We start from the raw sequence: 21,601 nt of genomic DNA on the forward strand, positions 1-21,601 counted from the left end.
ATAGTGAGCTCTTTTGTTGTGATTAATAACGCAAAAAAAGAATGATGATTTTTCGCTAATAGATTTAATATGCTGATATTTTTGGCTGTTAACCAGAAAAATGTTGAAACTTTTTCGAGGGTGATTTTTTTTGACAAATCGGTTCTCTGTAGAATTAGATAGCGAAGTAGTTTGATTTAATATCTAAAGGCTTTGATGTTTGCCAGTTTGTGAATAAAATGGATAATTAAATACGATTTTTGCATGTTACATTTTTGTTTTGAATTGTTTTATATTTATTTACGATAATTATTTTATTAAAAAAAATTAAATTGAATTATATCAGTTGGGAGCACCATGCTTTTAACTGGCTGATTTTTGGTGTGATTTTTAGTTTATATATTATATCTATGTACATTAATGTAGTTTTGTTTAATTTATTCATTTCTTTGCTTGTCATGGATTGTAAAAAAATGGGAGTTTATTTGTGTTATGGCAGCCATTTGAGGCTATTTTTTATTTTTACAGTAGTAATGTGCGATAAATGGTGGTTGAAGCTCGGGCGCACCCCTAAATATGGATGGGCATATTCTCTAGACGCTATTTATATTGCCCTCCTTACGCTTCAAGCGCCCCGGTTTGATTGTGGTGCCATTTTTCGTTTATTGGGTTGACACAAATTGCTTTATCGAAATAGTGTTGGTGCTGAATCTTTATAGTTCAAAAGTTTTTTAACTTAATATATCGCGGAGTGAAGATGGACGATTTTTTGAAGGGTGCTTTGGAAATTTCCAAGGCTCAGGCTGGCGTCAGGGTTATGAGCGCGGAAGAAATTACGGCCTTTGTCCAAAAGGTTGCTGGCAGTATCAGGGCTGTTGCCATGGGCGAAGCCACTTGCGAGCCCGACTTTGATGGGGCTGTTCTTGAAGCCAGAAAGTCGATCAAGGAAAAGAGCGTCACATGCCTTGAGTGTGGTAAGAGCTTCAAGATTTTGACTAAACGTCACCTGGCTACACACGGCCTCTCCACAGAGGAATATCTTGAAAAGTGGGGCTTTAAAAAGGGTACTCCTCTTGCCTGCAAGGCCTTGCAACGCGAGCGCCGCAAGAAAATGAACGACATGAAGCTGTGGGAACGGAGGATGACCGCCAAGAAGTAATTCTGCGGTCTGTCTGTCAGCAGTCTTGTTTTTGCATTCCCCGCCTTGCAGGGCAGGGGAAAGAAGCGGCCCACTTGTGGGTCGCTTCTGTTTGGGGCGTCGCTTGGTTTTTGCAGGCATTTTTTGCAATTTTTTTGGGTTTGGCGTAAAACTACGAAGGATTGCATCATACCAAACTGCCGGGTACCCCGGAAAGGACAAGGGCTTTCATGAGCACTGCAGAAGCGCCGAGTCGTGCCATTTTTCTGGATCGCGACGGCACCCTGAACCACGATACTGGCTATATTCACCGCAAAGAAGACTGGCAGTGGCTGCCGGGCGTGGTTGAAACCCTCAGGCGCTTTCATGCCGTAGGGTATCTGCTTGTGGTAGTGAGCAACCAGTCAGGGCTGGCGCGCGGCATGTTCAGCGAGGACGATCTGCACGCTCTGGAAGCATGGGTTAGTGAAGATCTGGCGGCGCACAACGCCGTTATCGACGCTTGGTACTATTGCCCCCATCTGCCGGAGGTTACTGGCCCTTGCAACTGCCGCAAGCCAGAGCCGGGCCTCATCCTGCAAGCCGCTGCCGATCTGAATATTGATCTTGCGCGCTCCTGGATGATTGGCGACCGTGTGCGCGATATGCAGGCCGGGCTGGCCGCCGGGTGCAGTTGCGTGCTATTGCGCCCCCCGGTGGGCGCGTACGAAGATAACGTTCCCGTGCCGGAAGGCGTAAAGGTTGTGCCGCATCTGCCCGCCGCCGGGGTGCATATTTTGGCACCTGAAATGCGGGCGCACAGGCTCTCCCGTCTGCCTGGCGGCTGTGGCGCGCATTGTGGAGGAAATCTGGGTTCCGATGGCTCAGGTCTCCTCGGCAGCAGTTGCGGTTCTGGCTGTGAGGGCGGGTCTGGCAAAGGATAATTTTTATGTGCAGGCAGGTTTGAAATTTTGCCCTGCCGTGCCTGTAGATGCACAAGCCCCCCGTCTGACAGAATCTGCGTTAGGTGCAGGTCCTTCAGGCAGGGGGCTTTGCGTGAAATTTTAATGCGTGGGGGAGCGGCGTCAGTGTGACAGGCAGCCGTGCGCCCGCCTTTGCCGTGCGGCTGGTCGCATCAGGTGTATTGCGGCTCGTTTTCCTTGATAATCTGAAAGGCCTTCATGGCCTTGATGGTGCCGGGCAGGCCCTGATACTTGGTCACTCCGGCGACCGTGCAGTTGAGCATGTCTTCGTGATCGGTATCCAGCACGATTATGTCGCCCACCTGCATGCGCAGCAACTGGTTGCCCGTGATGGTGGTGCGGCCAAAATGCACCTTCATCTCCACCGGAGTTTCCAGCAGGCGCTCTTTAAGGCGCGCCACCCATGCGTGGTCAACTTCGAGTCGTTCGGTCTGAAAGCTTGCATGCAGTTTGGAACGAATGGGTTCAATGGTGGCGTAGGGCAGGCAGATGATCATGGAGCCGAGCGCCGTATCCAGCTCGACTTCAAAGGTGATGACCACCACAACATCGCTGGGGGGCACAATGGCGGCGAACTGCGGATTGATTTCGCTGCGCACAAGCTCAAGCTTTACGTCATGCACTGGCCGCCAGGATTCTTCCATGTTTTCCAGCGCGATTTTGACAATCTTGTCCACCACGGCCTGTTCAATGCGCGTGAATTCGCGGCCCTCAACCTTGGGCTGGGAGCCGGCGCCGCCAAACACGTTTTCCACCAGGGCAAATACCAGACGCGAATCAACAACCATGATGGCATTGCCGCGCAGGGGATCCATTTTGAAAATATTGATGGAGGTGGGTACCGGCAGCGAGCGCATAAACTCGCCGAACTTGGTCATATCAATGGATATGGGGTTCAGCTCCACGCGCTTGCGCACAGAGTTGGAAAGGGCGTTGGTGCAAAGCCGTGAAAAGCGGTCATTAACGATTTCAAGTACGGGCATGCGCCCACGGATGATACGATCCTGATTGGCAAGGTCAAAGGACACAATACCGGAATCGTCTTCCTGCGTTTCCGTTTCGTTTTCGATTTCCCCGCCGGAAAGCCCGCGCAGCAGGGCATCAACTTCGTCTTGCGCCAGAACTTTATTCATACCAGCCTCGGAACAGTCGTGAAAATGTGTGTTGCGGCGTGTTTTTCCGCACACGACCACGCAGTTGGAATATGCAAGATAAAGGCCAGTTTGACAAGCAGTACAGCACCTTTTGCCATATCAGCCGGCGCACGGCAGGGAGTGCGCCATGCTTGCCTTTCCAGGGCCTGTCAGGCAATCTCAAAGGATGTTTGTACGTCTTTTTTCGGCCAGTGACCATGCCTTTGCAGACAGGGACGGCGTTGCTCCAGCCGCGCCAGTTGTAACTATTGCCGCAAGGCCGGGGCAAAGCCTTTCGCAGGCCATCTGGCTTTCTGGGCAGGTGCGCCCCTTGCCCCTGTGCGGCGGGCTTGGGCGTTGCGGGCGCTGCCGCGTGCGTTTTGTGCGCCATGCGCCGCCATGCCTGCCTGCGGAGCAGGACGTTTTTTCCGCCCCGCAACTGGAGGCTGGCTGGCGTCTGGCCTGCCGCCGTCAGGTGCCCGACCCAGAAATGGCTGCGGCGGGGGGCGCTGCCGCGCTTGATCTTGAGTTGCCGCCGGAGAATCTTGTTCTGCCTAAGGGAGCGCAAGCGACAGGGCATTTGCCCGGCCACGGCATAACGCCGCCGGATTTGGCGCTGGCTGTTGATCTTGGCACCACATCCCTCTGCTGGCGGGCGCTTGATATGAAGGGCCGGGCTGTGGCTGAGGGCCGCGCGCTCAATCCTCAGGCTGGAGCCGGGGCGGATGTCATGTCGCGCCTTGCCGTGGCGCGCGCGCCAGAAGGGCGCGCTGTGCTGGCCGGGCTTGCCCGGCGGCAACTGCTGGACATCATGGATTCGCTGGCGCAGTCGGGCGCGGGGCGGGTAGTGCGGTTGTGTCTGGCTGCCAACACTGCCATGACCGATATTTTTCTTGATCGCGATGTGGAGGGCCTGTGCGCAGCGCCGTACAGGCTGACGCACAGCGGCGATGAAACACTTGCGCTGCCGGATTTTCCACCTCTCTATGTCCCGCCCCTGCCCGCGCCCTTTGTGGGCGGCGACGTGAGCGCGGGGCTGGCCGCCCTGCTGGAGGCGGACGTTCCCCGGCCCTTTGTGCTGGCAGATCTTGGCACCAACGGCGAACTTGCCCTGGTAACCGAGACTGGACAGTTGTGGCTGACCAGCGTACCCCTTGGCCCGGCTCTGGAAGGTATTGGGCCTGAATGCGGCCAACTTGCTGGCCCCGGTGTGGTAACGGGCTTTACGCTCATTCCCATGGGGCTTGCCGCGCAGTTTTATGAAGGCGCGTCCACGGATGCAGAAGATACCGCAGATGCGGCGCGTCATCATGTTGCTCCGGGCGCTGCTTGCCCGTGCCCTGCCTGCCAGAGCGTTAACGCGGGGCAGAACCCTGCGGGGCTTGCAGCAGGTTCTGCGGCTGGCGCTGGAGTTGCTTCTGCGGGAGCTGTTGCGTGCGGCATAAGCGCCACTGGATACTTGTCCCTGCTGGCCTTGCTGCTGCGCGCGGGTGTCCTGCGCAATGACGGACAGTTTGTGGTAAATCCGGTCATGCCGCTGGCGCGCAAGCTGTCTGCCGGGCTGGAGCAGCCCAATGCGGCAGAAGTTCCTACGGAATCCGGCCTAGCCAAGTCAGGCGCGCGCCTGCGCCTGCCGCATGGCCTGTGGCTTGCCGCCGCTGATGTGGAGGCCCTGCTGCAGGTCAAGGCCGCCTTTGCGCTGGCGCTGGATGCGTTGCTGCGCGCGGCGGATATTCCTGCCGGCAAGGTCGCGGCATTGTGTCTGGCTGGTACGCTGGGCGAATATGTCAGGCCGGACGACCTTGAAACACTGGGCTTTGTTCCCGCTGCTCTTGCCCCGCGCATCCGCGCTGTGGGCAATACTGCGCTGGACGGAGCCGCGCTGCTTGCGCTGCACAACAATAAAATTCCGCCTTTGGCCCGCTTGTGCAGCGAGGCCGTGGTGCTTCCCCTTGTAGACGAACCGAATTTTCACACCGATTATCTGCGCCGTATGCGCTTTGGAGTATAAATGTCCGCGAAAGACGATTCTTTTAACGATTCCGATCGGCGTAGCCGCCGTTCCGGCGAGGGCAACAGTCAGCCTCGCCGCCAGACACCGCGCAGAGCTGACGACAGGCCCGTGCGGCGCGATGGCGCGGACGGCAGATTTGCCGGACGCGATGACCGTAACTCTGGCCGTCAGGACGACCGCCGTGATAACCGCCGGGACGGGCGTGCTTCTGACCGCCGTGACGACAGGCCGGGCAGTCGTCCCAACGGTCGGCCTGGCAGCCGCCCCTCCAGAGGGCAGGATGCACGGCGTGATGGGCGGAGAGAAGACCCCCGCGACAATCGCCGTGACGACCGGCGTCCAACTGACCGCCCCGCAGATCGCCGTGACGATCGCCGTCAGGACGGACGTTCGCCCAATGCACCCAGGGACCGCTACGGCAGACCTGCATTCCGGCCTGAAAAGCGCGAGGGCGACAGGGACGTTGCTCCTTCCGGGCAGCGCAACTTCGAGCGCCAGAATCAGCGCCCCGTAGCGCGTTCTTTTGAATTGGGGGCTTGGCCTGCCGCCAGGGCGCTGTTTCCGCCGCTTTCGGCTGAAACCCAGCGTATTCTGGATATGCTGCCCGAAGCCCTGACCAAGGTGTGGCCGCTCAATGCGGGGCACAAGCGCTCGTTGCCCGACGACGTGGCCCAACTCTCGCGCCTTCTAACCACAGAACGTGCCGGGTTGGCGCGTCCGTACTGGAGTTCCCCGGCCTCCATCAGCGCCTATCTGTATTATTTTCTGCCCTGGAATCTCGTGCGCCTTACGCGTCTGCTGGCAAGTCTGCCCCTGGCCGACCCCCGCACAGTGGCTCCGGAGGGTGGCGAGGCTCTGCTGGTGGATGTGGGCTCAGGCCCTCTGACTCTGCCCCTGGCCCTCTGGCTGGCAAGGCCTGAATGGCGCAGCGCCCCTGTGCGGGTGCTGGCTCTGGATACCTCGTCGCAGCCGCTTGAACTGGGCAAAACCCTTATGGAAGTTCTGGGCGAGCTGACGGGCCAGCCCGTATGGCCTGTGCGCGTGGCCCGCGCACCTCTTGATCAGGTTGTGCGGCAGGCCGCCCCGTTGCTTTCTGGCGGGCGCGCCCGCCCGTGGCTGGTCAGCGCCGCCAACGTGCTCAACGAACTGCGTTTTGGCAAAAAGCGTTCACGCGGCGCAAGCGCCATAGAAGACGAGGACGAATTTGATTCGCTGGATGCCGAGGGCATGGATATTGACGGCAATCCCGCTGCGGGCGAGGCCGATGGCGAAAAGCCCGAAGGCTGCCGCGAGGATAGGCTCGACAGCTTCCTTGAATCCCTGTCGCCGCTCTTTGACCATGCGGATTCGCGCGGCCCTGCCCCTGTTGGGCCTTCCCTGCTGTTTGTGGAACCCGGCACACGCCTTGGCGGCTCCACCATCATGCGCTTGCGCCAGCTTGCTGTTGACGGCGGGCTGACTGCCCTTGCGCCCTGTACGCATCAGGCTGATTGCCCGCTGCTGCGCGGTCAGGGCGGGCGCACATGGTGCCACTTTACCTTTGGCAGCGAAGGCGCGCCGCTGTGGCTTGAAGACCTGTCGCAGGCTTCGGGCCTTGGCAAAAGCGGCCTGAGTCTCTCCCCCCTGTTGCTTGCCGCCATGCCCGAGGCAGAAGCGCAAATGTCCGGTTCTCTGGCCGCCAGGGTGCTTTCTGCCCCCTTTATGGTGCCGGGTCTGGCGGGCAGGGCACGCTACGCCTGCTCTGGCAAGGGGATACTGCTGCTGGAAAATGCCGAATCTCTGGCCTCTGGTGATGAACTGACTGTTTCCATTGCTGCTGGCGCACCACGCGACCGTAAAAGTGGCGCCTTGCAGGTGAGCCCCCCGGCGCAGCAGGGCGGAGCCCCCCGGTCTGAGCGCCGCCCCGGTGATGATGAACACGGTCGCAGGCCCGCGCCATTCCGCAGGGACACTAGAGAAGACGGCAATGATGGCACCCGCGAGGGCAACAGGCCCGCAGGAAAGGGGTATCCAGACCGTCCGTCCCGTGCTCCGCAGGGAGACCGCAGTCAGGGGGATAACCGCAGGGGACAGGGCGGGCGTCCGCCTCGGCCTCATGGCAATGACCGTCCTCAGCGTGACGATCGTTCCGGTCGTGACGACAGGCCTCGCCGCGATGATCGTTCGGGCAGGGATGACCGCCGTGGTCGGGACGACCGTCCGGACTGGAAAGGCCGTCAGGATCGGCAGGGTCAGCCAGACCGTTCAAATCGTTCAGATCGCTCTGAGCGTTCGGACAGGCCTGATCGGCCCAATCAGCAGGGGCGCCAAGATCGCAATAACCGTCAGGAAAGACCGGGCGGGCAGAACAGAAAGGACCGTGGAGGCTCTTCGGACAACCGTTCGGGCGGCAAGCGACCTGGCAACAATCGTGCAGGCAAGCCTTCAGGCCCGCGTCGCAACAAACCCTAGGGTATATGGCTTCGGCACAGATGTTTTTGTCTGTGCCGCACCACTTTTTTTAGTTATAAAATTCAGGGGGGGCTTTTACCCCCCTGTGCATGACCCACTATCTCTGCACCCTTCGCGAAATTTTTGGCCCGAACTGTTCGTAGGTTCCCCTTGAGGCTCTGGGCTTTTTTCACCTCCTCCAGCTGGGTTACCCGCACAATATTTTGCTCAAAAAAACTTGCCCCGCATATCCGCGCCACTGGCTAGAAAACGGGTGCGGGGGGGGTATGCGTCTAAAGTTTTTTGTTGCTATTGGTTATTTTTATTATTAATTTATACAAATAATTTAATGTGTTAATGGGGGTAAGCGGCTTTCCGGGGGCTTTTATTTACATCCGTTCCGTGTATACTCAACTCTTAATCATAAAAACGCCGTACCTGAGCCGCCATGCTGCGGCTTCTGTTTTGCGGTTAGTTATCTGGAAACTTCGGAGCCGCCCTGACGGCTGCATACCTTAAAGAAGAGGCTGTTTTTTCATGCTCACAATGCCCAAGAATTTGCCGCAGCCACAGTTGAAGCCCAACACGGAAGTTGTTCTGCAAAAGCGCTATCTGCGCAAGGATCTGACTGGCAAGCAGGTAGAAACCCCGCGTGACCTTTTCTGGCGTGTGGCATCCTCCATTGCCGCCGAAGAAGCCAAGTACAGCCAGTCCACCTGCAAGGACGACGTGCTGGCGCGCGATTTTTATGACCTCATGACCAGCTGGAAATTTTTGCCCAATTCTCCCACGCTCATGAATGCGGGTACTGACCTGGGGCAGCTTTCGGCCTGTTTTGTGCTGCCGGTGGGCGACTCCATTGAAGAAATTTTTGATGCGGTCAAATACGCGGCCATGATCCACAAGTCTGGCGGCGGCACGGGATTTTCTTTTTCGCGCCTGCGCCCCAAGGATAGCCGCGTAGGCTCCACCGGGGGCGTTGCCTCCGGTCCGGTGTCCTTTCTGCGCATCTTCAACACCGCCACAGAACAGGTGAAGCAGGGCGGCACGCGGCGCGGGGCCAATATGGGCATTCTGCGTGTTGATCACCCTGACATTCTTGAATTTATCCGCGCCAAGGAAAAAGAGGGCGAATTCAATAACTTCAACCTTTCCGTGGGCCTGACAGAAGTATTCATGCGCGCCGTGGAAAACGACGAGCATTACGACCTTGTGGCCCCCAATTCCGGCGAAGTTATCAACCGCCTGCGCGCGCGGGAGATTTTTGAGCTGCTGGTCAAAAAGGCCTGGCAGTCGGGCGATCCGGGTATTGTGTTCCTTGACCGCATCAACCGGGACAATCCCACACCCGACCAGGGCGAGATAGAATCTACCAACCCCTGCGGCGAGCAGCCTCTGCTGCCCTACGAAGCTTGCAATCTGGGTTCCATCAACCTTTCGTGCTTTTACATTCCCGGTCACAACGATGCGGCTGACCCTGCCCGCGATTGCATTGACTGGGCCGAGCTTAAGCGCGTGGTGCATCTGTCTGTGCGCTTTCTCGACAATGTCATTGATGCCTCACGCTTCCCGCTGGACAGCATCACCGAAACCGTGCGCAGGAACCGCAAGATCGGCCTTGGCGTCATGGGCTTTGCCGACCTGCTCTATCAGCTTGAAATGGCCTATGATTCGCAGCAGGGCCTTGAACTTGGCGAGCGCATCATGGCCTTTATTCAGGAGGAGGGGCACAAGGCCTCGGCCCAGCTGGCTGTGGAACGCGGGGCCTTCCCTGCCTACGCTACGTCCGTGTATGCAAAAAAGAAGCTTGGCCCCTACCGCAACGCCACGGTAACCACCATTGCGCCCACGGGGACGCTTTCCATCATCGCGGGCTGCTCCTCCGGCGTGGAGCCTCTGTTTGCCCTGTGCTTTACCCGCAACATCCTTGACGGCGAGCGCCTTGTGGAAGTGAACCCTCACTTTGAGGCGGCCCTTGCCGATGCCGGGCTGTTCAGCCACGAGCTTATGGATGCGGTGGTTGCCAAGGGTTCCATTCAGGAAATGGACTACCTGCCCGCCAAGCTGCGCAAGGTCTTTGTTACGGCTATGGATATAGCCCCTGTGTGGCATTTGCGCATGCAGGCGGCCTTTCAGCGCCATACCGATAATGCCGTGTCCAAAACCGTGAACCTGACCAACAGCGCAACGGAACAGGATATTTTTGATATTTACTGGCTGGCCTATCAGGAAGGCTGCAAGGGCGTGACTGTCTACCGTGACGGCTGCAAAAGTATTCAGGTGCTGGCCACGGGCGAAGGGCAAAAGAAAATGGACGGCGAAAGCAGTGCCGAGGCTGCCCAGTCTGGCCCGTCAGCTGTTCAGGTCGGGGCTGGCGTGCGCAAGCGGCCCGACATTGTGTGGGGCTTCACGCAGAAGGTGCCCACCGGGCTTGGCGTGATGTACCTCACCGTCAATGAGGTTGACGGCCAGCCCTTTGAGGTTTTTGCCACAATCGGCAAATCTGGCCGCTCCATCACGGCCAAGGCCGAGGCCATTGGTCGCCTTGTGTCGCTGGCCTTGCGCTCCGGAGTGCACGTGCGCGACGTTGTGGCCCAGATCAAGGGTATCGGCGGCGAGCACCCCGTATTTCGGGGCAAGGGGCTGCTGCTTTCCATCCCCGATGCCATCGCCTGGGTGCTGGAAAAGCGCTATCTCAAGGACGAACACATCGGCGACGTCAACGACCTGCAAGCCCAGAACTGCCCTGAATGCGGCGAAGCGCTGGTATTTCAGGAAGGCTGCCTCATCTGCCCCGGCTGCGGTTTTTCGCGTTGCGGGTAATGATTGGAACTGACTGACGGCAAGAGGTTTTGCAGGGTCTCCTGGTCAAGGCGGGGCGGAGCGGTTTCATAAAAATCCGCGTCCACTGCGCCCGGCGGCTCGGGGCGGTCAGCAAACAGATCAGTAATATCCTTGCGGGGGAGGGCGCTCTTTTGTACAAGAGGCGCTTCCCCGCACTGTTATTTCATAAGCGGTTTACACCATGAAATGGATTACGCATCAGGCCACGGCTGTGGCGGCGGCGCTGGCGCTGCATCTTCCCTGGGAGGGCGTGGCGGCGGCTTGCGCGGGCGCGGTGCTGCCCGATGTGCTGGATCAGCGCATTGCTGGCCTCGCCCCCACCCGCAGGGGCCGACAAAAAGTGTTCAACGCCATCCACCGGGGCACAACGCACTGGTTCGGCTGGTGGATGGCGGTTTGCGTGGCGGCTTTTGCCCTGTCGCCTGCCAGCCTTGGTTCTTTGGGCAGAGATGCCCTGCTCGGCCTTGGTTTTGGCGGGCTGAGCCATGTGCTGCTGGATATGCTGACCCCCTCAGGGGTGCCGCTGACGCCCTTTTCGCGCCAGAACAAGCTGTCGCTCAAGCTGTGCTCCACAGGCAGCCTTGGTGAATACTGTTTTCTGGCCTGCGTGGCAGGGGCAACGTGGCTGTTTTTTCACGAAGATCTGCTGCGCCTGACCCGCAAGCTGGGCCACGGAAGCTGGTTCTGATCCGGCGCTTCCCCCGGCGCTGACTCTTTGCACTCACAGGGCGGCATAGATGCTGGTCAAAATTTTTCTCACGCCACTGCTTATCCTCATGTGCCTGCTGGTGGCCCGCCGCTGGGGTTCATTTGTGGGCGGCGTCATTGCTGGCTTGCCGCTCATCTCCGGCCCGCTTTCCTTTTTCCTCACGCTGGAGCAGGGCGCGGCCTTTTCCGCAGCAGCATCATTCAATACCCTGCTTGGAGTGCTGGCCTGCACGACAACCGCGCTCATCTATCCCCGTCTGGCTGTCTGGGGCATGCCCTGGTTTGTATGCCTGCCCGCAGCCCTGTGCGGATTCTTCGGCGGGGGATGGGTTGTGCTGCACCTGCCGTTTACGCATTTCTGGGCAGTGGCGCTCTCTCTGCTCTCTCCCTTGCTGGTACTTGCCTGTCTGCCGAAGGTCGCGGTGGCGTGCAGGCCCGGCCACGCCATGACGGCCTATGTGCGGATTCCCGTGCAGATGGCCTGCGGGGCGGGGCTGGTTTTTGCCGTAACGGAAGCCGCCTATTGGCTTGGCCCTGGCTGGAGCGGCGTACTTATGTTTTTCCCCGTCATGATCTGTTCCATCGTGCCCTTTGCCCATGCTATGCTGGGGGTTGGGGCCGTGGTAAGTATTTTTCGTGGCATCATGGCTGGGTGGTTTGGCTGTATTGCCTTTGCGGTGGTGGTGATGACAGGGGTTGAGCATCTGCCCCTGTGGCTGTGCTACGTCCTTGCGCCCGTTGCGGCACTGCTGGCGAGCGCGTCGGTTTCCCTGCTGGAGCAAAGGTTGCAGCAAAGGCATGCCGCTGGTACAGCGGCAGGGTCATAGGCCTGAGGGCAGTCTGATAATGGAAGAAACTTTTACTGTGGCTGAGGATACCGTACTCTGGCCTAGGTCAGTTGCGCGAGAATGCTTGCGCAGCCAGTAAACGTTTAGGGGGTGATGGCTCTCCCCCGAACATTTCAAGCTTGGTTTATCCCGCAGAATCAGGCTGTGCCGCGTCTGCGCCGCAGCCTTTGCAGTACTGGCTCCAGAGCTTCGGGCGCGGTCTGCCATGCAAGGGGCAGAAACAGGGCCGCAAAGGCGCAACTGCCCAGCATCAGCACCACGCAGGCCTTGAGTATGGGGGGCAGCGTAAACGAGCGCATGCAGACCTCAGAGACCCACCAGCCCGCAGCCGTGGCGGGCAGACTGCAAAAAATTACCCGCGCTGCCAGCCCTGTCAGACCAGTAAAGGCCCCGCTGCCGTGGCGGCGAATCCATATGCCTACCAGCCAGAGCACGTAGAGGCTCACGCTCAGGCCCGAAAGGGCCGCGATAGCCCACGCCCCGTTGGGAACAGCCCACCAGTAATACATGGGTATGCACAGCGCCGTCATGATGCTGCCGGTCACAGCCGGGGTGATGGTGTCGCCGTGGGCGTAGTAGGCTCGCACCAGCACCATGTAGATAATCCAGAAGGGCGTGGCGGCCAGCATGATGCGCGTGAGCGGCAGGGTAGCCAGCGTGTCTGCGAGGCTGAAGCGTCCGCCCTGAAAAATAACGCCAAGGATTGGCCAGCTTGTGGCCGCCATGCAGAACGCGCAGGGAATGATAAGGGCAACGCTGGCCCGAAGGGCCGTGCGCAGGGTGGTGTTGAAGCGCTCGGTGTCGCCCTGCGCCAGCAGCGCCACCAAAAAGGGATAGGATGCCACCGCTGCGGCCTGACCTACCAACCCCACAGGAACCTGAGTGATACGCCGTGCGTAGTTGAGCAGGCTCACAGCGCCATCGCCCGCCAGACTGCCAAAGACCCGCAAAAACTGTTCGTCCAGCATCATGATGGTCTGCCCCAGCATGAGGGGCAGGGCCGTGAGCAGAAATTTGCCCATGAGTGGGTGCCGCCATTCCATGTGCAGGCGCAGGCCCTGCTGGGACGCCACCCGCAGAGGCAGTACAAAGGTGCCAAGGGCCGCGCCAAGGGTCACGCCCACGCAATAGCCGGTCATGCCGTCCATGTGGGTCAGCAGGCCTGCTGGCAGAGCGGCCTGCACAGTCTGCGTGGTTGCCAGCCAGGGCAACAGCAGGCCCACGGCAATGATGGCCCCGTTATAGATCAGCGGGGCCAGCGCTGGCACGCGGAACTGACGCCGCATGAACAGCAGGGCCGTGACGCATGCCCCACATAGAAAGAATATCTGGGCGGGCAGAATGATGCGCATAAAAAAGGCCAACCGCGCCCACTGCTCCGGCGTAAAGCCGGGGGCCACCGCCTGCGCCAGCCAGGGCGCAAGGGCCATGCCGCCAAGGGTCAGAAGGGTGGAGGCAGTCGCCATCCAACAGAAAACGCAGGAAAAAAAGCGCCATGCATCCGCCTCATCCTCCTGAAACCTGCGGGTCAGCAGGGGGATGATTGTGATGGACATAAAGCCGCCAGCCAGCAGATAATTGATGATGTCCGGCACCACAAAGGCGGCAAAATACATATCGGATTCGCCGCCTGCGCCGAACTGCCACGAAATGATCTTGTCGCGCGCAAGACCCATAAGGCGCGAAAGAACAGTGCTGGCCGCCAGTATGAGCGCGGCTGCGCCCATACGCTGCTGTGCGGAAAGCAAGGCCATCAGCGGCCCCGCTTTTTGCTGTTGTTGCCTGTGGTGCGCCCGCGCGTGCTCGTGCCGCTGCCGCCTTTGCCCTGGCCTCCAGCCTTGCGCCCACGCTTTGGCCCGCCCGAGTTGCGGTGTCCCTTGCCCCCGCCCTTGCTGGATTCGTCACCGGGCGAGGTGATCTTCCAGCCAGAACGCGAACCTCCGGGGCGGCTTGTGCGTCCCGGTTTTGCGCCGCCTTTGTGAGCTGGCTTGCGGGATGTTTTGCCTCTGCCGCGCCAGTTGCCCTGAGCGGCCTTGGGCAGTTCCAGTGGCATGAGCCGGATTTCAAGCCGTCCCAGATTCACTTCCGCCAGCGCGACCTCAAGGCTCTGGCCCATGCGCCACATGACGCCGGAGCGCTGGCCCACAAGGCTCATGGTGCGGGGATCAAAGTCGTACCAGTCATCGCCGAGGTCATCAATGCGGATCATACCTTCCACAGGCATGTCGGCCAGTTCCACAAAAATGCCAAAGTCCGTGACCCCTGCCACCATGCCCTTGAAGTGTTCGCCCACGCGGGGCAGCAGGGCAAGGCAACCCAGGCGGCGATCCATTTCACGTTCGCAAGCCATGGCCGCGCGTTCACGCCTGTTGATCTGGTCGCTGATGCGCAGCAGCTTCTGCCCAGCGGGCAGCGCGCCCACGCCGATGCCCAGCGCAGTTTTGAGCGCCCGGTGGGTCAGCAGATCCGCATAGCGGCGGATGGGCGAGGTAAAGTGGCAGTATGCCTGAGAGGCAAGGCCAAAATGCCCCTCGTTGAAAGGCTGATAGCGCGCCTGGGGCATGGCCCGCAGGCAGAGGCGGTTGACCAGAAATTCCTGATCCGTACCCTGCACGCGGGCAAGGATGCCCTGCATTGCCGCTGCGTCCGGTCGGGGCGGCAGGTCTTCCATGCCCACGCCCGCGAGGGTGTCAAAAAGGCTTTCCAGCCGTTCCGGGTCGGGCAGGGGGTGCACGCGGTAGAGAAAGGGCATGCCCACATCGCGCAGGTGGCGCGCTACGGCCTCATTGGCAGCGATCATGAATTCCTCAATGAGGCGGTGGGCATCGTGCCGCTGGCGGTGCCCCATCCAGACCACGCGCCCGGCTTCGTCCAGGCGGCTGTCTGCCTCGGGCAGATCAAAATCAAGGCTGCCGCGTTGGCGGCGGGCATCACGCAGGGCCGCATACAGGGCAAAGGCCCTTTGCAGCATGCCGATGACTTCTTCGCCGCGCGGGTTTTCGCGCAGGGCGGCAAGGGCTGCAGCATCGTTGTCAAGCATGCAGGCCTTGACCTGGTCATAGGTCAGCCGCGCCGCAGAGCGCATGACAACCTGCGCAAAGCGCGGCTTGCCAGGTTTGCCCTGCGGAGAAAAGGGAATTTCCGCCAGCATGGCGAGGCGGTCTTCGTCCGGGCGCAGGCTGCACAGGCCGTTGGAAAGGGCCTCTGGCAGCATGGGCTCAACGGATTTAGGGAAATACCAGGAGTTGCCGCGCGCGAGCGCCTCGGCATCCAGAGCCCCTGTGCTGCCGTTGCCGCGCGGACGCACATAGTGGCTCACATCGGCAATGGCCACGCGCAGCAGCCAGCCGCCGCCGGGGCGGTCTTCGACCTCCACGGCATCGTCAAAATCGCGGGCATCCGCGCCGTCAATTGTCACAAGCGGCAGGCCGCGCAGGTCTTCGCGGTCGTGCATGTCTTCAGGCGTGGGGCCGCTGGGCAGGTGCTGGACTTCAGCCAGCACCCCGGCAGGAAAGTCGCGTGGAACTTCGTGGTTGAGCTTGACCAGTTCCTCCTGTACGGCCACATCGTCCTCGCGTCCGTAGTCGCCCACAATGCGGGCTGTCCACAGGTCGGAGGCCAGGCGCTGCACCGGGGCCAGCAATACCAGCGTGCCAGGCTCGGGAGGCGTTTCGCCAGCAGCCAGCTCCACGCTGAAATTGACGGAGAGGCGCGCGTCCGCCGGGCGGCAGAAAAGTGTATGCCCTGTGCGGTGGGCGGCATGGGCGGGGATTTCTTTGAGGCCGCGTTCCACAACCTCAGTGATGCGCCCTTCGGGGGATGGACCGCGCGATGCACCGGGGGAGAGCGCCACGCGCACGATATCCTGATGCCAGGCTTCGCCGGTCAGGGCAGCGGGGATATATACATCACGCGCGCCGGTAAATTCCAGATGGCTGTCTCGGTTGTTTTCTCCCTCGGCAACCGGACGCATGGGCGTAACAAAGCCCCCACCGTCGCGCAGCGAACTGAAACGGCCTGTAATATGCTTGAGGGCTTCGGGGCGCGCCCACAGGCCGCCGCGCAAGCGCAACAGGCGGCCCTGCTCGGCCAGCGTTGTCAGTGCGGCTTCAAGGTCGCCCTTGGCGCGGCGGGCGAGGCCCAGCACACGCAAAAGGCCGTCCACGCGCAGGGGGCGCGGCTGGGCGGAAAAGGCCTCCAGCAGTTCCTCGCGGGAGGGAAAGCCGGGGGTATGGGCGGAAGCGCCGGGCGCTCCGCGTTGGGATTTTTTCTTTTTCATAGGGTTCCGTAGTGCGAAAGAAGGGGGCAAAAGGCCTGGCCTTTCGCCCCCGATCGCTCAAATTTCAGGCTGCGTTGGCGCAGTGCCGCATCACTCGCGGTTGCCGCCGAACAGGCGCAGCATCATGAGGAAAAGGTTGATGAAGTCGAGGTAGAGCGTCAGCGCGCCAAGGATGGCGCCACGGCGCACGGCGGTACCGTCTTCCATGGGGGCGTTTTCGCCGAACTGGCGCAGCTTCTGCGTGTCATAGGCGGTCAGGCCCGTGAAGATAAGTACGCCAACGCAGCTGATGATGAAGTCCATCATGCTGCTCTTGAGGAAGATGTTCACCAGCGAGGCAATGATAATGCCTATGAGGCCCATGAACAAAAAGCTGCCCATGGACGTAAGGTCGCGCTTGGTGACAGTGCCGTAGACCGACATGGCAAGGAAGGTGCCGGTGGTTACCAGAAACGCGTTGGCGATGGACGCAATGGGGTACACCACAAAGATGGACGAAAGCGTCGCGCCCGTAACGGCGGAATACAGCAGAAACAGACCCGTGGCCGTGCCGCCGGACATTTTGTGAACCGCCGCCGAAAGGGCGATGACAAGACCGAACTGGGCCACCAGCATGAGAATAAGCACTATGGTGTTGCCAAAGATGGCCGCCTGCACGGCAGGCGAACTGGCAACGGCGTAGGCCACGACAGTGGTCACAGCCAGACCGGCTGTCATCCACTGATAAACCTGACGCATGTAAAGGGAAGCAACGCTGGTAGCGGAGCTTTGAGCAACACTGCGGCTGTATGACATTATATCCTCCGAAAAGCAGTTGAAGGCGCTCAGTCCGTTCGGCGGCTACGGCTCCGTGCCGCAGTGCCGTCGGGCGGGCTTGAAGTTTGTCTTCTGCCTACAAGTATAATAACGCCAGCGGCATTTAGCAAGGGCCGGAAGGGGAAAGTTCGGCGTTGGGCCTGTGCCATGTGGTGCTGACAAGGGGGCGGTTGCCGTGCGCCCGGTGTAGTCTGGCCCCGCGCATTCCGGTCTGATGTAGTCCGGTCTGCTGTCGCCTGGTCAGTCGCCCTTGCTGCGTGTACAGCAGCGTGCTACCTTGCGGCCTGCCGGGGCTGACCCGGCACATCATATTGCGAGGAGTAATCCATGAAATCAATTCGTGTTTTTTTTCGTGTAGTTATGCTGACTCTTTGCCTCGGTGGCATGCTCGCTTTGGCAGGGCAGGCCCAGGCTGCCGATCCTGATCCGGCTGTGAAGCTTGAAACCAGCCTCGGCGACATTGTTGTACGCCTTGATGCCCGCAAAGCGCCCATCAGCACGGCCAACTTTGTGCAGTACGTCAAATCCGGTTTTTATGACGGCACGGTGTTTCATCGCGTTATCAAAAACTTCATGATCCAGGGTGGCGGCTTTACCCCCGACCTGAAGCAGAAATCTGCCCGCGCCTCCATCCGCAATGAAGCGGACAACGGCCTCAAGAACAAAAAGTACACCATCGCCATGGCCCGCACCAGCGAGCCGCATTCGGCGTCTTCGCAATTCTTTATCAATACCAAGGATAACGACTTCCTCGACTTCAAGAGCCAGACGCCGCAGGGCTGGGGCTATGCCGTGTTTGGCAAGGTCATCAAGGGCCAGGAAGTGGTGGACAAGATCGCCGCCGTGCAGACCGGCAAAAAGGGCTACTACGACGACGTGCCCATGGAAAGCGTGATTATCAAGAAGGCCGTGATCGTGGAATAAAGCACGAAAGAATGATCATGCGGCGGCGCTGCTGCCCGTGTGCAGACGGAGGGTTCGGTGAGCCCTCCGTTTTTTATATATCAGCGTCAGCACTCTTGGCATCGCCGTGGTCTGGTTCAGCCGGGCTGCGGCTTTTTTCATACATGTTGCCCCAGGTCTTGAGCGATTCCATAATGGGCACAAGCGACACGCCCAACGGCGTAAGCGAATAATCCACACGCGGCGGCACCGTGCCGTAGACCTTGCGGTGCACAAGGCCGTCTTCTTCCAGTTCGCGCAACTGGCGTACCAGCATTCGCTCGCTGATTTCCGGCAGGGATCGCCGCAACTGGCTGAAACGGATAACTTCCTGCAATGAAAGAAAATAAATAACCAGTAATTTCCACTTGCCGCCAATGAGCTGCAAGGTCAGTTCAAAATGGCAACGGTAATTGCCCTGTACGGGTGGGCAAGAGTCGGGAGTGTCCATACGCTTTCCTGTTCAAAGCTATACTATTTGTCAGTACCTATTATTGACGTCATTATATGAATTTTTTGTCAGTACTTCAACTTTTGCAGATTAGGCATAGTATAGGTGAAAATCTGGCATTCAGGAGAAGCATCATGAAGGTACTGGCCATAAACGGAAGCCCCAGAAAAAACGGCAATACGGCTCTTTTGCTGCATGAAGCGCTTGCGCCTCTGCGCGAGGCTGGCTGGGACGTGGAAAGTGTGCAGTTGGGCGGCAAGAAGATTCAGGGCTGTCGTGGCTGCGGCAAATGCGCGGAGCTGAGAAACGGACGCTGTGTTTTTGACAATGATATGCTCAACGATCTGCTGCAAAAAATGCAGGCAGCGGACGCCATGATCCTGGGTACGCCCTGTTATTTCACGGACATGTCGGCGGAGCTGAAAGCGCTGGTAGACCGGGCAGGCTACGTGGCCTATGTGAACGGCGGGCTCTTTCAGGGCAAGATTGGCGCGGCTGTTGTAGCTGCCGGTCGTGCCGGAGCAACCCACGCCTATGACAGCATCAACCATATGTTTTTGATGTCCAAGATGCTGGTTCCCGGTTCAACCTACTGGAACATGGGCTTCGGCCATGCGGAGGGGGATGCGGCAAAGGATGCCTTTGCCATTGAAAATATGCGGCATCTGGGCCGGGCCATTGACTGGCTGGGCAAGGCAGTAATCCCGCATATGGCGGAATACCCCGCTGCGTAGACGGCAGGCCCAGCGCATGGGCGAGAGGAAATCAGGCGGGCAGAGAAAAATGTTGAAATACGATTTTGGCAGTCTCTATTTGCCCGCCAGGGCGGCAAAGCGGCGCACGGTGAGGTGGCATACGGCCACAGCCAGCGCGTCGGAGGTATCCAGCGCCCAGTTGGCGTTTTTGACGTTGAGCAGGCGCTGCACCATAAAGGCCACCTGCTCCTTCTCTGCCCGGCCCGTTCCCACAAGGGATTTTTTGACAAGGGTCGGTTCGTAATCGCTGATGGTGAGGCCGTGCGCCGCGCAGGCGGCCACGGCAACGCCCCGCGCCTGCCCAAGCTTGAGGGCCGAAGCCGCGTTCTTGGCGGTAAAGACCTGCTCGATGGCGGCTTCTTCCGGCTTGAGGCGGGCCAAAATTCCCGAAAGCTCATGGTAGATGCGGGCGAGGCGGTCAGAAAATTCCTTTCCTGCCGAGGCCGTGCGAACAACGCCGCAGTCCACCAGTTGCAGCACGCCCGAAACCTCGCGCACTACGCCCCAGCCCGTGCGCTGGGAGCCGGGGTCGATGCCGATGACTGTTACAGACTGCATGGCCCGTTAAAGCAAGAATGAGGTAACAATGTAGTCAGCCGCAAGAATCAGCACGCAGGAAATAACCACGGCGGAGGTGGTGGCGTTGCCCACGGCCTCCGGGCCAACGCTGTCGCGCCTCTTGTTGGTGTAATAGCCCTGGCGGCAGCAGATGGTGGTCACAAGCAGGCCAAAGAGCACGGCCTTGATAAAGCCGCCGTTCACATCCGTTGCCGTTACTGAGCTTGTGATGCGGTAAAAATACGCGCCCTCGTTGATGCCCAGCATGAGCACGCCCGTAAGATAGCCGCCGATGATGCCGATAACGTCAAATACCGCCGTCAGCAGCGGAAAGGCGATGAGCGATGCCAGCAGGCGCGGGCTGACCAGATAGCCCATGGAATTGATATCCATGACGTCCAGAGCGTCGATCTGGTCGGTAATGCGCATGACGCCGATTTCCGCCGTCATGGAAGACCCTGCGCGGCCTGTGAGCATGATGGCCGTGAGCACCGGCCCAAGCTCGCGAATGAGCGTCAGCGACACGGCAGAGCCAAGCATGCCCACCGAGCCGAATTTCACCAGGGTATAGTAGCCCTGAAGCCCCAGCACCATGCCGCAGAACACGCCGATCAGCATGATAAGAAAGAGCGACTTGGAGCCGATGACAAAGAGCTGCTGCATGGTGCGCGGAAAAATCTTGGCGCTGGTAAATATCTGGGCCAGCCCTTCAAGCATAAACAGGGCCGTGTTGCCAAGAGCGTCTATGCCGTTCAGGCAGGGGCGGCCTATCTTGCGCAGAAAATCGCCGAAAGTTTCGGTTGCGGTCATGTTTTGCCTCACCGCCCTGATTTTTGCGGCTTGCTTGAAACAGGTTTTTGCGAAACCTGAATGGGGACGCCCAGCCTCATGTGGCGCAGGTCTTCACGCAGGTTGAAGGCATCGTCTTCCGTGCCGCGAATGCTGACCATAACCAGCACGAGCTTGCCGTTTTTCTGGGTGCGAGTGCGCAGGCCCTTGCCTTCCAGACGTGTGCGCAGCTTGTCTGCATCTTCGTCAGATTTGAATGCAGCTACCTGATATACATAATCAAACTGCGGGCCTGTCTTGGCTGGGGCGGGCTTTGCTGCCTGCGCGCCGGTTTGTGCGCTGGCCTGTCCGTTGGCTTGAGCGCTCTGGCCCTGTGCATTCTGGTTGGCGCCGGGCTTGATGCCCCAGGCCGCCAGACTGTTGCCTGAAGGTTGCGCAAAGGGATAGGCTCCCTGCGGGGATTGCTGGCCCTGTTTGCCCTGCGGGGCCTGAGCGGCTGCTTTCTGCCCCTTTTGATCCTGCCCCGGTTTGCCGGGCTGGGGCGCGCCTGCGGGCGTAGCCTGATTTACCTCAGCGCCGGTGGCCGGATTCTGGGCATCAGCGGTTTCGGCCTGTGCCGCCGGAGCTGCCGCGTCAGGCGCGGGAGCCTCCGGGGCGGGCTTGGCCTTGGGCGCGTCCTTGGAGATCATGCTGGTCATCTGTTCCACGCGCGTTTCAGGATTTTGCCCGCGTCCGACCATGAATCCCATAAAAAATGACCAGCCCACGGCAACCGCGAGGATTACGCCCAGCAGCGTAAGCATTGGCCCCGAAAGGCGGATAACAAAGCGGCGCTTCTCGCCCGACGGCTGGGAAACAACGGATTTGCGGGGTTTACGTAAGGGGGCGGCCATTCAGTATCCTCCGTCGTGCGCAAAGCTGCGGGCCTGGTTTAACTGTTAAGGCGCGTCGTGTC

17 protein-coding genes are annotated in these 21,601 nt (G+C 59.5%); 9 read left to right on the forward strand and 8 right to left on the reverse strand.

All coding sequences use genetic code 11. The features are described from left to right. The first annotated feature begins 736 nt into the window (after positions 1 to 736). On the forward strand, positions 737 to 1,138 hold the full coding sequence (locus JMF94_RS03725) for a MucR family transcriptional regulator (RefSeq protein WP_240823836.1): 402 nt from the start codon (positions 737 to 739) through the stop codon (positions 1,136 to 1,138). 209 nt (positions 1,139 to 1,347) lie between these two features. Then, entirely contained in the window at positions 1,348 to 2,040 is a 693-nt protein-coding gene (gene gmhB, locus JMF94_RS03730) for a D-glycero-beta-D-manno-heptose 1,7-bisphosphate 7-phosphatase (protein ID WP_240823837.1), read from the forward strand. A 191-nt stretch (positions 2,041 to 2,231) separates the two neighbouring features. Here gmhB and fliM read toward each other — a convergent pair whose 3' ends face one another. Then, entirely contained in the window at positions 2,232 to 3,212 is a 981-nt protein-coding gene (gene fliM, locus JMF94_RS03735; protein ID WP_022657872.1) for a flagellar motor switch protein FliM, read from the reverse strand. A gap of 187 nt (positions 3,213 to 3,399) precedes the next feature. On the opposite strand from fliM, the gene JMF94_RS03740 reads away from it, so the two are divergent. The 5 genes from JMF94_RS03740 (at position 3,400) to JMF94_RS03760 (ending at position 12,035) form a co-directional block, all read left to right on the forward strand. Then, the gene (locus JMF94_RS03740; RefSeq protein ID WP_240823838.1) at positions 3,400 to 5,223 is read left to right on the forward strand and encodes an ASKHA domain-containing protein; all 1,824 of its coding nucleotides are present in this window, start codon (positions 3,400 to 3,402) and stop codon (positions 5,221 to 5,223) included. Next, positions 5,224 to 7,677, forward strand: a complete 2,454-nt coding sequence (locus JMF94_RS03745) for a small ribosomal subunit Rsm22 family protein (protein ID WP_240823839.1) — start codon at positions 5,224 to 5,226, stop codon at positions 7,675 to 7,677. Between the two features lie 516 nt (positions 7,678 to 8,193). Then, positions 8,194 to 10,479 carry a vitamin B12-dependent ribonucleotide reductase gene (locus JMF94_RS03750; RefSeq protein ID WP_240823840.1) on the forward strand — a complete coding sequence of 762 codons (2,286 nt, stop codon included), beginning with the start codon at positions 8,194 to 8,196 and terminating at the stop codon, positions 10,477 to 10,479. Between the two features lie 202 nt (positions 10,480 to 10,681). Next, positions 10,682 to 11,188: a metal-dependent hydrolase gene (locus JMF94_RS03755; RefSeq protein WP_240823841.1), complete on the forward strand. Its 507-nt coding sequence runs from the start codon at positions 10,682 to 10,684 to the stop codon at positions 11,186 to 11,188. A 49-nt stretch (positions 11,189 to 11,237) separates the two neighbouring features. Continuing rightward, positions 11,238 to 12,035 (forward strand): hypothetical protein, encoded by a 798-nt coding sequence (locus JMF94_RS03760; protein ID WP_240823842.1) that lies wholly within the window; start codon positions 11,238 to 11,240, stop codon positions 12,033 to 12,035. 158 nt (positions 12,036 to 12,193) lie between these two features. Here JMF94_RS03760 and JMF94_RS03765 read toward each other — a convergent pair whose 3' ends face one another. The 3 genes from JMF94_RS03765 to JMF94_RS03775 all read right to left on the reverse strand — a co-directional run bounded on the left by JMF94_RS03765 (position 12,194) and on the right by JMF94_RS03775 (position 17,130). Then, positions 12,194 to 13,783 (reverse strand): murein biosynthesis integral membrane protein MurJ, encoded by a 1,590-nt coding sequence (locus JMF94_RS03765; RefSeq protein WP_240823843.1) that lies wholly within the window; start codon positions 13,781 to 13,783, stop codon positions 12,194 to 12,196. Positions 13,784 to 13,809: 26 nt separating this feature from the next. Beyond that, entirely contained in the window at positions 13,810 to 16,335 is a 2,526-nt protein-coding gene (locus JMF94_RS03770) for a VacB/RNase II family 3'-5' exoribonuclease (RefSeq protein ID WP_240823844.1), read from the reverse strand. 90 nt (positions 16,336 to 16,425) lie between these two features. Then, positions 16,426 to 17,130: a Bax inhibitor-1/YccA family protein gene (locus JMF94_RS03775; protein WP_240823845.1), complete on the reverse strand. Its 705-nt coding sequence runs from the start codon at positions 17,128 to 17,130 to the stop codon at positions 16,426 to 16,428. Between the two features lie 405 nt (positions 17,131 to 17,535). Between JMF94_RS03775 and JMF94_RS03780 the strand changes: the two genes are divergently transcribed. Next, complete coding sequence (locus JMF94_RS03780) at positions 17,536 to 18,075, forward strand: peptidyl-prolyl cis-trans isomerase (RefSeq protein ID WP_233483886.1); 540 nt, start codon at positions 17,536 to 17,538, stop codon at positions 18,073 to 18,075. A gap of 73 nt (positions 18,076 to 18,148) precedes the next feature. On the opposite strand, the gene JMF94_RS03785 is transcribed toward JMF94_RS03780, so the two are convergent. Next, positions 18,149 to 18,544, reverse strand: coding sequence for a helix-turn-helix domain-containing protein (locus JMF94_RS03785; protein WP_240823846.1), 396 nt, complete (start codon positions 18,542 to 18,544; stop codon positions 18,149 to 18,151). Between the two features lie 134 nt (positions 18,545 to 18,678). Here JMF94_RS03785 and JMF94_RS03790 point away from each other — a divergent pair, with 134 nt between their 5' ends. Continuing rightward, the gene (locus tag JMF94_RS03790; RefSeq protein WP_240823847.1) at positions 18,679 to 19,278 is read left to right on the forward strand and encodes a flavodoxin family protein; all 600 of its coding nucleotides are present in this window, start codon (positions 18,679 to 18,681) and stop codon (positions 19,276 to 19,278) included. A gap of 75 nt (positions 19,279 to 19,353) precedes the next feature. Here the strand turns inward: JMF94_RS03790 and ruvC are convergent, their stop codons facing one another. Genes ruvC through JMF94_RS03805 form a run of 3 tightly spaced genes read right to left on the reverse strand, consistent with a single transcriptional unit; the run spans position 19,354 to position 21,539 of the window. Continuing rightward, positions 19,354 to 19,857, reverse strand: a complete 504-nt coding sequence (gene ruvC, locus JMF94_RS03795; RefSeq protein WP_240823848.1) for a crossover junction endodeoxyribonuclease RuvC — start codon at positions 19,855 to 19,857, stop codon at positions 19,354 to 19,356. Between the two features lie 6 nt (positions 19,858 to 19,863). Next, a complete protein-coding gene (locus JMF94_RS03800; RefSeq protein WP_276612824.1) occupies positions 19,864 to 20,667 on the reverse strand; it encodes an ABC transporter permease in 804 nt (267 codons plus the stop codon). 8 nt (positions 20,668 to 20,675) lie between these two features. Beyond that, complete coding sequence (locus JMF94_RS03805) at positions 20,676 to 21,539, reverse strand: SPOR domain-containing protein (protein ID WP_240823849.1); 864 nt, start codon at positions 21,537 to 21,539, stop codon at positions 20,676 to 20,678. Positions 21,540 to 21,601 lie beyond the last annotated feature (62 nt).

The sequence above is a fragment of the Desulfovibrio sp. UIB00 genome, assembly GCF_022508225.1.
Lineage (GTDB): Bacteria > Desulfobacterota > Desulfovibrionia > Desulfovibrionales > Desulfovibrionaceae > Desulfovibrio.